The sequence below is a fragment of the Microvirga aerilata genome (assembly GCF_016743775.1).
Lineage (GTDB): Bacteria > Pseudomonadota > Alphaproteobacteria > Rhizobiales > Beijerinckiaceae > Microvirga > Microvirga aerilata.
On record NZ_JAEQMY010000116.1, the window covers coordinates 1 to 11,235 of the forward strand.

Here is an 11,235-nt window from a genome sequence, read left to right on the forward strand (position 1 = left end):
CGGTCGAACCTGACCAGCCGGTTAGGGTGACATTTCTAAAGGGGGCAATCAGTGACTTGTCTAACGAGTTCCGACATCGCTAACCCGGAATGTCGCTTTATCGCACGAGGCTGACCTTAGCCATACTTCCGCGGTGCTACGATGAGCGGACCTTCGGACCAGCATCCGCTACTACTCAGTTTGACCCATTCCGGACATTGGACATCCGTGCCAATCCATTTGAACAAGACGCTATAGCCGGAGAGCAAACTGCGGCCTTGCACCAATCTCGTTCGAGCGAAGACCGGAATTTCCGATCTCCGCGCAGTGCCTAGACGTTCCGTGAGCTATCTTCGCTCTCGGGCAGTCAGGCGCCAGAGCCGGGGCGTCCGGCGAGAAGCTGGAGTTCCCAGGCCAGATTGGTTGCGCTGGCGCCGCCGTGCTCGAGCATGATCTCCGCCACCTTGCCGGCTGTTTCCTCGCGAGCCCAATCCCGTTGAAGCTCTGCCATGAACACACCGGCCGTGAGCGGAATGGCACCGGCCTGGATCATCCGCTGAATTCCCATCTCGTGCGCCTCCACGCTGGTTCCGCCGGAGGCGTCGGTGACGAAATACACCTCGTATCCTTCGCCGAGAGCGTGAATGACCGGAAAGGCGAGGCAGATCTCGGTCCACAGGGCTGCAATCACGATCTTCCTGCGGCCCGTGCCCTCCACCCATCGGACGCAGCTTTCATCTTCCCAGGTGTTGATCGTCGTCCGGTCGATAGGCGTCTGCTCGGGAAAGACATCCTGGAGCGGCTTGATGAGATTCCCGCCGCGGTCCTTGAGGACAGTGGTCAGCAGTGTGGGCACGTTGAACGCCTTGGCGGCCTTTGCGAGCATCACCACGTTGTTGATCATGAGGGCCGCATCAATGTTCTTGACGCCGCTCACCTGGAACGGCTGATGGTCGATGAGCACCAGGGCGCAGTTGTCCGGCGTCAGCATCGCATCAAGGCCGACTCTCACAGGTTTTGACGAAATCATTGGAGCATCCTTTCAAGAGAAGTTCTTCGGGAGGGTTGTTACCAGGCGGAAGACGATGTCACCCGTGCTTCGTCAAGTTCTGGGCGACCAGCGATGCGCCGAACTGCTGGAGCAGCCCGCCCTGATTCAGTTCGCCTAACGTGATCGGCGCGAAACCGAGACGCTCGATCAGCCCGGCTATGTTAGAATTGGCACTAGCGTCATTTCCTGAGACGAACAGAATGCGGCGGCCGCCATCCTGCGCCGGATCACTGGCCAGCACGGCCGCCGGCAGGGTGTTGAAGGCTTTGACCACCCGGGCTCCTGGAACCATCTCTGCAGTAACGTCCGTCGAGGGGCGGCCTCCAAGATCCTTGGGTGTGAAGGCTGGGAAGTCGATGGCGTTCGTCGCGTCCACAACGATCCGGCCGTTCCATTGCCCAGCCCCCTGAACAGCGTCAGCGACGGCCGTAAAGGGAACGGCGAGGATCACCGTATCTGCTTTCAAAGCCTCGGGCAGGGTTGTTGGAATTACGTACGATCCGAGCTCTGCAGCCAGACCCGCAAGGGAATCCGGCCCCCGGCTGTTGGCGATCAGAACGTCGATGTTGCTGCGGGCGAACTGGCGGGCGAGAGCGCTGCCGATCGCGCCCGAGCCGATAATGGCATGGGTCATGGCACAGAGATCCTTCTGGAAGGTTGGGAAGGCAGTGAGTTTTGCGGGACAGAGCGTGACGCGCCGATGTCACTTCAGCCGGAAAGGCGGGGTGTCAGGCAGGGGGATGAACTCGGTCTCGCCGGGAACACCGGGGAACTGACGATCGCGCCAGTCCTGCGCAGCCTGCTCGATACGCTCGCGGCGGCTCGACACGAAGTTCCAGTAGATAAAGCGCTTCTCAGGCAGTGGCTCACCGCCGAGCAGCATCAGGCGAGCGGCACCGACCGCACGCAGCACGATCTCCGCCCCGGGCTTGAACACGACGAGCCGGTCCTTGCCGAAGCTTCCGGTCTGCCCGGCGACCTCGATCTCTCCGCTGATGACGTAAACCGCGCGCTCGACATGCTCCGCATCGATGCGAAGGCGCGCTCCATCGTTCATAGACACATCGGCGTTGAACAGATCGGAATAGGTGCGCGTCGGTGCGGTGCGCCCATGCAATGAGCCGGCGATCAATCTGAGGTTGATGCCTTCCCCTTCCATCTTGGGAAGTTCGCCGGCGTTGGCGTGCTGGAAGCCCGGAGACGTCTCTTCCTGGTCCGTGGGCAACGCCACCCAGCTCTGGAAACCGAACACCGTCTCTCCGCTGGCACGTGTTGTATCGCTGCTCCGCTCCGAGTGCACGATACCGCGTCCAGCCGTCATGACGTTGACTTCACCAGGGCGGATCGGTTGCACATAGCCCTCGCTGTCGCGGTGCAGGATCTCGCCATCGATGAGGTAGGTCAGGGTCGCAAGCCCGATGTGAGGGTGTGGACGTGTATCGAGACCTTCACCCGCCTGAAAAGCAACGGGGCCGAAGCTGTCGAGAAAGATGAACGGTCCGACCATGCGGCGATGCATGGACGGCAAGGCGCGGCGCACTTGGAAGCCATCGCCGAGGTCGCGAACGGCCGGCAGAATGATCTGTTCGACTTCGGCGGCATAGGACTGAACGGTCATGGCATTGCCCTTTCCAGCAACGGTGCGCTGTGTGAGGACATTGAAGGCTATTTCCCGTATCCCGAAAACTGGCATAATATGAACCGTAACGTTCGAGGAAATCGAAATGCCATCCGGTCCAGGGATCCCGACGCTTGATCAGCTGCGGATCTTTCTCACCATTGTGGATGTGGGCAGTTTTGCCGGTGCAGCCCGCAAGCTGGGTCGGGCGACATCCGTCATCAGCTACTCGATTGCCAACTTGGAGGCGCAGCTCGGGGTGTCGCTCTTCGACCGTGAATCCACCCGCAAGCCTCAGCTGACAGAAGCCGGCCGGATGGTCTTGGCCGAAGCCAGGACCGTCTCCAACGGAGTCGATGGGCTGCGCGCCAAAGTCAGGGGGCTGCTGCAGGGCTTGGAGGCCGAGATCCACCTCGTGCTCGACGTGATGCTGCCGGCTTGGCGCGTGGTGGATGCACTCAAGGAATTCCGTGCCGAGTTTCCGACAGTTCATCTGCGGTTGAACGTCGAGGCGCTCGGGGCCGTCACCCAGATGGTTCTCAACCGTTCCGCCACGATCGGCGTGGGCTGGCCGCTCGATGCGGAAATCCCCGGGATCGAGCGGATCGGCGTGGGCATTGTCGAGCTGGTACCCGTTGCCGCGCCCAATCATCCGCTGGCCCGTGCGGGTCAGAATGCCCCTGGCGCAGGGCGTGACCACATCCAGCTTGTGCTGACAGACCGCTCGCCTTTCACGCAAGGCCAAGATATGGCCGTTGTGGCAACACAGACGTGGCGTCTGGCGGATCTTGGCTCCAAGCACATGCTGCTGAGGGAGGGCATCGGCTGGGGCAACATGCCGGAGCCGATGGTGCGCGAGGATCTGGCTGCCGGCCGGCTCGTCCACCTCGATATGCCTGACTGCCGGGGAGGATCCTACCGGCTGCAGGCGATTTATCGAACGGATACACCGCCTGGCCCTGCCGGTTCATGGCTGATCAAGCGCTTTCAGGAGCAAGCCGAGAGCCCGACTGCAAGGGCCGATGAAAATGCTGTCCGCTTCCTTGCCGGCGGCAGACCGCAAACGATAAAGGCCGCGGAATGAGCGCGGCCCTTCGTCGTGATTTCGAATGATCTTCAGGCAAGTCATCAGCGGCGGGCATCCAGGCTGAAGCGGCCTGCTCCGAAGGCCGCAACCTGAAGCAATCCGCCGACCATAGCGATGTTCTTGAAGAAGTGGATGAACTGGTTCTGATCCGCAACATTGCCGTGGAACGCAAGCGCCGTTGCAAGAGTGAAGCCTGCCAGCCCTGCCGCAACGAGCCGCGTGCGATAGCCGGCGATCAATGCAAGGCCGCCCAGGATCTCAACGATGACAGCAAGGGCGAACCCGATAGGGGCCAGCGGCAGGCCTGCGGATTCGATATAGCCGATCGTTGCGGCCGGGGCGGCAATCTTCGATACGCCCGAGATGACAAAGATGGCGCTCAAGAACACCCGGCCTACGAGGGAAGCCGCATCGGCAAGGGCGAAAGCTGAACGGCTCTGAGCATGAGTGTGAGGGACAGCTGCTGCGTTTGACATGGCGATAAATCCTTCTGAAAGGGCGTGGTTTGTGAACGGCGCCGTGGACAGAAGGAAAGATGCCATCGTCAAGCATAACGGAAAAGGCGAATAAAATGGATCAATAAGTTCGATAAAATCGAATTCCCTGGGTCTAGGATGAAACCTAAGATTGGTTGTTTCTACTTCTGGGCAGGTTGCAGAGGTAACGTTTTGGTCTGCTTGCTGATCTTCAGAATGCATCCGTGAAAGCAGGAGGCTCCAAGTCTGGCTCAGCTCATCCCATATGCGATTCAAGTCTCCCGCCGCCTTTGTCTCAGGTAGTCGATGAGGACACGCAATTTGAGCGGCACATTCCTGCGGGTCGGATAGTAGAGGTAGTAGCCGGGGAACGGTGGGCAGAACTCTTCCAGAAGCGGCATAAGTTCAGCACGGGCAATATAGGGGCGGAAAGTCTCTTCCATCCCAAAGGTCAGGCCTGTTCCCGCACAAGCCAATTGTATCATCACCCTCATGTCGACAGAGCGATCACGTTCGGAACTTTTGCTCTGACCGGAGAACTCGCGCTGAAAAGCCAGCATCTCTTCCTCGTACGTTCAGCATGAGCCAACGAACCAGGTCCCTGATGCGCAGGATGGGGAATTTCCCACGTGTTGGAATAAGGCGAGAGGTCCCAGCGTACACCGCTGAGCTTTGAGCTGGCAGCGCTACCCATCATGAAGACTTCGCGTCTGAGGAGTGCAGAAGGTGAGGCCGTGTGCGCCAGAGCACATTGATGTCGCTACGGCAGGCTCTAACTGTTCCTTTACGTACCAATCGATACAAAAAAAGCTAGACCGCCTCTTCCAATACGTACCGATCAGTATTATACCGAGTGGTACGAAACCGGCGCACTTCATGTGTCGGCTAATCTCCGAATGAGCGGCTTCACCATGTCAAGTATTTCCAAAACCCAACTCCTGACCGCCCTCGGTACCGTGAGCGTGATTCTGGGCGGGGTCTCTCTCGGGTCTACCCTCGGCAGCACGGCCACCCACGGCAGTGACACGGGGCCAGCGCCGTCTGCTACGCCAGCAACAGTCGCCGCCGTCGACAGTCGCGACGTTTCGCTGTGGGAGGAGTACTCGGGCCGCCTTGAGGCGATCGAGCGGGTAGATCTTCGGCCTAGGGTTCCCGGCGCTATCGAGGCTTTTCATTTTCGCGAGGGATCACTGGTCAGGAAGGGCGACCTGCTCTTCACAATTGATGCTGCGCCATACATTGCAGAGGTCGAGAAAGCTGACGCTCAGGTCCGCGCAGCCGAGACCAATCTTGCCTTTGCCCGCAGTGAGCTGGAGCGAGGCTTGAGGATGACCGCCAACCAGACCATCGCACAACGCGACCTCGACACACGGATGAACAACGTTCGCGAGGCCGAGGCCAATGTCAGTGCCGCACAAGCAGTCGCCAAGGCCGCGCGCCTCAACATGTCCTACACCGAGGTGCGTGCGCCGATCGACGGACGCGTGGGGAGGATCGAGGTGACCGCAGGCAATCTCGTCAATGGCGGATCCAGTGCGCCGGTCCTGACCACGATCGTCTCGACCAACCCAATCTATGTGAGCTTCGATGCGGATGAACACGCGGTGCAGCGGGTGCTCGAGACTCTGCCGGCTAAGGGTGACCGGCGCGACCATATCGCCCGCGTTCCCGTCGAGATGCGCTCAGGACCGGACACCAAGGTCGAGCGCGGCAAGCTTCAGCTCATCGACCATACTGTCAATGGCGCTAGCGGCACGGTTCGCGTGCGTGCGGTGTTCGACAACAGCAACGACCGGTTGATGCCGGGCCAGTTCGCGCGCCTTCGGCTCGGCCAAGCCAAGACAACGCCCGCGCTGGTGGTGCCCGAGCGGGCCATTGGGGTCGATCAGGACAAGAAATACGTTCTCGTCGTCGATCCGGCTCAAAAGGCAAATTACCGCGAAATCAAGCTCGGGGCAGCCGTGGATGGAGGGCGTATCGTCACCAGTGGCCTCAACCCCGGCGAACGGATCATCATCGGCGGTCTTCAGAAGGTCCGCCCGGGCGCCCTGATCGCTCCGCAAAGCGAAGGGCCCGAAGCATCTGCCGCGCTCGAAACGCGGAGTTCTTCTGCTTCCGCGGCGAATTGATTGCAATCCAAAGGGTTGAAGGCCACTGCTATGAACATCTCCCGCTTCTTCATCGACCGTCCAGTCTTTGCCGGGGTTCTGTCCTTGCTCATCTTCGTGGTCGGATTGCTTGCCCTTCGCGTTCTGCCAATCTCGGAATATCCTGAAGTCGTGCCGCCCCAGGTAGTCGTTCGCGCGCAGTATCCGGGTGCGAATCCCAAGGTCATCTCCGAGACTGTGGCTGCTCCGATCGAGGAGGCCGTCAACGGGGTCGAGGACATGCTCTACATGAGCAGCCAAGCGACAACCGACGGCGTACTGACGCTCACCGTGACCTTCGCCCTCGGTACTGATCCGGACAAGGCGCAGCAACTCGTGCAGAACCGAGTCTCGCAGGCCGAACCCCGGTTGCCCGAGGAAGTGCGTCGTCTGGGCGTTACCACCGTCAAGAGCTCGCCGGACCTGATGATGGTGGTTCACCTGCTCTCGCCCGACAGCCGCTACGACGTCACTTATCTGCGCAACTACGCGGCGCTCAATGTCAAGGATCGTCTTGCTCGGATCCAGGGCGTAGGTCAGGTCCAGTTGTTCGGATCGGGTGATTATTCAATGCGCGTCTGGTTGGACCCTCAGAAGATCGCCGAGCACGGTCTCTCTGCGGACGACGTCGTCAACGAGATCCGCGCACAGAACGTGCAGGCGGCTGCCGGCGTGGTCGGCGCTTCGCCCGGCCTGCCGGGGGTCGATCTTCAGCTGTCGATCAATGCCCAGGGGCGTCTTCATGATGACGAACAGTTCGGCGACATCATTGTCAAGACTGGGGGCAACGGGCAGATTACACGCCTGCGCGACATCGCCCGCATCGAACTCGGCGCGGCCGACTACGCCTTGAGGTCTCTCCTGAACAACAAGCCGGCAGTCGCCATTCCGGTCCTCCAGGCGCCGGGGTCGAACGCTATCGAGATCGCCGACAAGGTTCGCGCCGAGATGGCGGACATCAAGGCCAACATGCCGGAAGGCATCGACTTCCAGATCGTCTACGACACGACCCAGTTCGTGCGCGCCTCGATCAACGCAGTGGTCCATACGCTGCTCGAAGCTGTGCTCCTAGTGGTACTCGTGGTGATCCTGTTCCTGCAAACCTGGCGGGCGTCCATCATTCCTCTTGCTGCTGTTCCGGTTTCGATCGTCGGCACGTTTGCGGTCCTGCAGGTCCTTGGCTTCTCCATCAACGCCCTAAGCTTGTTCGGGCTCGTTCTCGCCATCGGCATCGTGGTCGACGACGCCATCGTGGTGGTCGAGAACGTGGAGCGGAACATCGAGAAGGGGCTGAGCCCCCGTCAGGCGACCTACCGTGCTATGCAGGAAGTCTCCGGACCGATCATCGCCATCGCACTGGTGCTGGTGGCAGTGTTCATCCCGCTTGCGTTCATCAGCGGCCTGACAGGGCAGTTCTACAAGCAGTTTGCCGTCACCATTGCCATCTCAACAGTGATCTCGGCGATCAATTCGCTGACCCTGTCACCTGCCTTGGCGGCCCTTCTCCTTCGCGATCACCAAGCGCCCAAGGATCCGCTCACCCGGATCATGGACACGCTGTTCGGCTGGCTATTCCGCCGCTTCAACACGATCTTCCATCGGGGATCGGGTGCCTATGGCACTGGCGTGAAGCGGGCGATCGCGACGAAGGCCTTGATGCTGTTCGTGTATGTGGCTCTGCTGGGCGCGACGGGCTTTTTATTCAAGCTGGTGCCGAGCGGCTTCGTTCCAGGGCAGGACAAGCAGTATCTGGTCGGCTTTGCCCAGCTGCCGGATGCTGCGACTCTCGACCGGACGGAGAGCGTCATCCGGCAGATGACCGACATCGCCCTAAAACAGCCGGGCGTGGAGCACGCGGTCGCGTTCCCTGGCCTGTCGATCAACGGCTTCACCAACAGCTCGAACGCCGGCATTGTGTTCCTGACCCTTGCGCCATTCGAGGATCGTCGGAATCCGAGTCTCAGCGCCGGAGCGATTGCAGGTCAACTGAACCAGAAGTTCGCCTCCATTACGGAGGCTGTGACCGCGATCTTTCCTCCTCCGCCGGTGCAGGGGCTGGGTACGATCGGCGGCTTCAAGCTTCAGATCGAGGATACAGCTGGCCTCGGCTATGAAGCGCTCGACCGGGCCACGAAAGACTTCTTGGCCAAGGCCGCAATGGCGCCCGAGCTTGCTGGATTGTTCTCGGGTTATTCGATCAACGTCCCTCAGCTCTACGCTGATATCGACAGGGCCAAGGCGCGCCAGCTCGGGGTTGCGGTATCGGATGTGTTCAGCACCCTCCAGATCTATTTCGGCTCGGTCTACGTGAATGACTTCAACAAGTTCGGGCGGACTTACTCGGTGCGTGTGCAGGCAGATGCTTCCTTCCGGTCCCGCGCTGACGATATCGGCTTTCTGAAGGTGCGTTCCAGTTCGGGTGAGATGGTCCCACTGAAGGCTCTGTTGAACATCCAGTCGAGCGTAGGGCCGGAGCGCGCGATGCGATACAACGGGTTCCTCTCGGCCGACGTCAACGGACAGGCGGCTCCGGGATACTCATCGGGGCAGGCGCAAGCAGCAGTCGAGCGGATTGCGGCCGAGACCTTGCCGAAAGGTTTCAGGGCCGAGTGGACCGAGCTGACCTATCAAGAAATTCTGGCAGGAAATTCCGGCATTCTGGTCTTTCCGATCGCCATTCTGCTCGTCTTCCTCGTCCTGGCGGCGCAGTACGAGAGCCTGACGCTTCCGGTGTCGATCATCCTGATCGTGCCGCTGGCGCTGTTTGCGGCTCTGGCCGGCGTATGGCTGACCGGGGGCGATAACAACGTGTTCACTCAGATCGGGCTCATCGTCCTGGTCGGCCTCTCTGCGAAGAACGCGATCCTGATCGTAGAGTTCGCCCGTGAACTCGAGTTCGAGGGGCGCACTCCCGTTGAGGCGGCGATCGAGGCGAGCCGTCTGCGTCTGCGACCGATCCTCATGACATCGCTTGCCTTCATCATGGGCGTCGTGCCGCTGGTGGTATCGACGGGGGCGGGGGCAGAAATGCGGGCCGCCATGGGTGTGGCCGTGTTCTCGGGCATGATCGGCGTGACGGCATTCGGTCTGTTCTTCACACCGGTCTTCTATGTCCTGGTCCGTCGATTGGCGGGGAATCGCCGCCTTCAACATCAGCCCGATCAGACGGCCTCGGATGCTGTCACAAATCTGCATCCTGTGAAGGGCTTGGTGAGCTGAACGAATGCGAGGGCGCTGTCTCAAGCAGCCCCTTGATCACTCCAGTCAAACGAATGAGGCGCATTCCATGAGTCGGTTTTGTAAAAGTCTCCGACTGGTTGCCGCTTGCGCACCATCTCTCGCCATTGGCTTTCTTTCAGAAGATGTGAGGGCGGAGGAGGGCTACCAGGTCACGAACGAGGTAGTTCTGATAGACTTGCGCGTCTCGCCCGCTAAGAGGGAAAATCGGGCGCAGATTATGTTCCAGCTGGGAAATCGGAGCACTGAATGAATTTCGTTCGAAGGGATGATGGTCGCTGATGCCGGTCGTTCTCGGATTGTTGCATCGCTCGGTAACGGGACGACCACGACCTTGGACACAATCCCTGTGGCCCCAGGTGAGGTCCTCTCAATGGACGGAGCGGCGCTTTGGATCGAGGTTGATGGACTCGCCGGGGGCCTTCCACCGGATGGAACAACCGAGGCGACGGTGAACCTTGGAACTGCCGTCATTCCGATCAGCCTAACAGTCGAAGAGGTCAATAAACTTTCGAACTGCGGAACGGGGAGCGATCCAGGTTTCAGCGAGGCAAAGTTGGCCAACCCCGCAGGGCGACATCAACCACCCGTTGAAGTTCCTCGCGCGAAGCGCCGGATGCCGCCCTGACCGCCATCCCAAGGCCGATCGACACGACGTAGCGGGCCCAGTCGGCGGGATCTTCATCGCTGGGGAAATCGCCGCCGGCGCGAGCTGTCTCCAAGCGGTCACGCAGATTGTTCTCGTTGACCATCCGACGGGCGATGAGCTCTTCGCGGATGGGCTCACTCGCCTCGCTGCAGGCCACAGCCCCATTCACGCCAAGACAGCCGGGGGGGCTCGTGGGATCGGTCAGGACATCGATATAGCCGCGCAGGAGCCGTTCAACCGCTTCACGAACCGTCGGCGCTTGAAGGGCCGCGTGCGCGAAGCACAGGTGCTGGCGCTCATAGAGATCAAGGGTCCGCCGGAAGAGATCTTCCTTGTTGCCGAACGCTGCATAGAGGCTAGGGCGCGTGATGCCCATTGCTTCCGTCAGGTCGGAGATGGAGGTGCCCTCATAGCCTCGACGTCGAAAGACGTGAAGCGCGATGTGCAACGCCTCGTCAGGATCGAATTCACGATGGCGGCCCATAATTCTCCACATCCTTCTGCCAGTACGACGGATAGATCGCGGACAGCGCGGCAGTATATCATACTGATCGGTATGCTAAACGTTTCCAGGAAGATTTCAAGATCTTATTCTAATGGGTTTTGACGGCTCTTTCAGAAGAGACAGCAGAATTTCAGGTTGAGGATTGCATAGGTGCTGCACAAGAAGTCAGGCATTTCCCGCTATCGCTTACGGGGATATTCGCCGGCCATTGTTGGTCGGGCAGGGTCACTAGCCGAAGACTACCAAGCCGAGGTCAAACCGGTTGAACAGTTGGAAATGGTCAACCGGGGCCTTGGGCAGCATCTCTTCTCCTGAGAGGCTAAAGGGATGGAATTCGCTTGAGAACCCGGAAGGTCGCCTAATGGGATGGTCCGGCCGTGCTTCTGCCCCGCTTGTTCGCAAGCTGTGGGGCTTCGAGCCACGCAAGGAGCACGTTCCATGTCACGGTCTTCTTTCTCTGCTGTGATCGCCACCCTGGGCATCGAT

The 11,235-nt window shown here is 60.2% G+C and carries 8 protein-coding genes and 1 pseudogene; 3 read left to right on the forward strand and 6 right to left on the reverse strand.

Annotation, left to right across the window (positions count from 1 at the left end):
* Nucleotides 1-346 precede the first annotated feature (346 nt).
* The 3 genes from JKG68_RS28305 to JKG68_RS28315 all read right to left on the reverse strand — a co-directional run bounded on the left by JKG68_RS28305 (nucleotide 347) and on the right by JKG68_RS28315 (nucleotide 2,648).
* Nucleotides 347-1,009, reverse strand: a complete 663-nt coding sequence (locus JKG68_RS28305) for a hydrolase (RefSeq protein WP_202065348.1) — start codon at nucleotides 1,007-1,009, stop codon at nucleotides 347-349.
* Between the two features lie 58 nt (nucleotides 1,010-1,067).
* Nucleotides 1,068-1,664: an NADPH-dependent F420 reductase gene (locus JKG68_RS28310; RefSeq protein ID WP_202065349.1), complete on the reverse strand. Its 597-nt coding sequence runs from the start codon at nucleotides 1,662-1,664 to the stop codon at nucleotides 1,068-1,070.
* Nucleotides 1,665-1,733: 69 nt separating this feature from the next.
* Complete coding sequence (locus JKG68_RS28315; protein WP_202065350.1) at nucleotides 1,734-2,648, reverse strand: pirin family protein; 915 nt, start codon at nucleotides 2,646-2,648, stop codon at nucleotides 1,734-1,736.
* Between the two features lie 106 nt (nucleotides 2,649-2,754).
* On the opposite strand from JKG68_RS28315, the gene JKG68_RS28320 reads away from it, so the two are divergent.
* Nucleotides 2,755-3,732, forward strand: coding sequence for a LysR family transcriptional regulator (locus tag JKG68_RS28320; protein ID WP_202065351.1), 978 nt, complete (start codon nucleotides 2,755-2,757; stop codon nucleotides 3,730-3,732).
* 44 nt (nucleotides 3,733-3,776) lie between these two features.
* On the opposite strand, the gene JKG68_RS28325 is transcribed toward JKG68_RS28320, so the two are convergent.
* On the reverse strand, nucleotides 3,777-4,211 hold the full coding sequence (locus tag JKG68_RS28325) for a DoxX family protein (RefSeq protein WP_202065353.1): 435 nt from the start codon (nucleotides 4,209-4,211) through the stop codon (nucleotides 3,777-3,779).
* Between the two features lie 272 nt (nucleotides 4,212-4,483).
* A pseudogene (locus JKG68_RS28330) lies at nucleotides 4,484-4,708 on the reverse strand (LysR substrate-binding domain-containing protein); the annotation flags it as partial.
* A 414-nt stretch (nucleotides 4,709-5,122) separates the two neighbouring features.
* Between JKG68_RS28330 and JKG68_RS28335 the strand changes: the two are divergent.
* Entirely contained in the window at nucleotides 5,123-6,340 is a 1,218-nt protein-coding gene (locus JKG68_RS28335; protein WP_202065354.1) for an efflux RND transporter periplasmic adaptor subunit, read from the forward strand.
* 30 nt (nucleotides 6,341-6,370) lie between these two features.
* Entirely contained in the window at nucleotides 6,371-9,577 is a 3,207-nt protein-coding gene (locus tag JKG68_RS28340) for an efflux RND transporter permease subunit (RefSeq protein ID WP_202065355.1), read from the forward strand.
* A 560-nt stretch (nucleotides 9,578-10,137) separates the two neighbouring features.
* Here JKG68_RS28340 and JKG68_RS28345 read toward each other — a convergent pair.
* The gene (locus JKG68_RS28345; protein ID WP_202065356.1) at nucleotides 10,138-10,728 is read right to left on the reverse strand and encodes a TetR/AcrR family transcriptional regulator; all 591 of its coding nucleotides are present in this window, start codon (nucleotides 10,726-10,728) and stop codon (nucleotides 10,138-10,140) included.
* Between the last annotated feature and the right edge of the window lie 507 nt (nucleotides 10,729-11,235).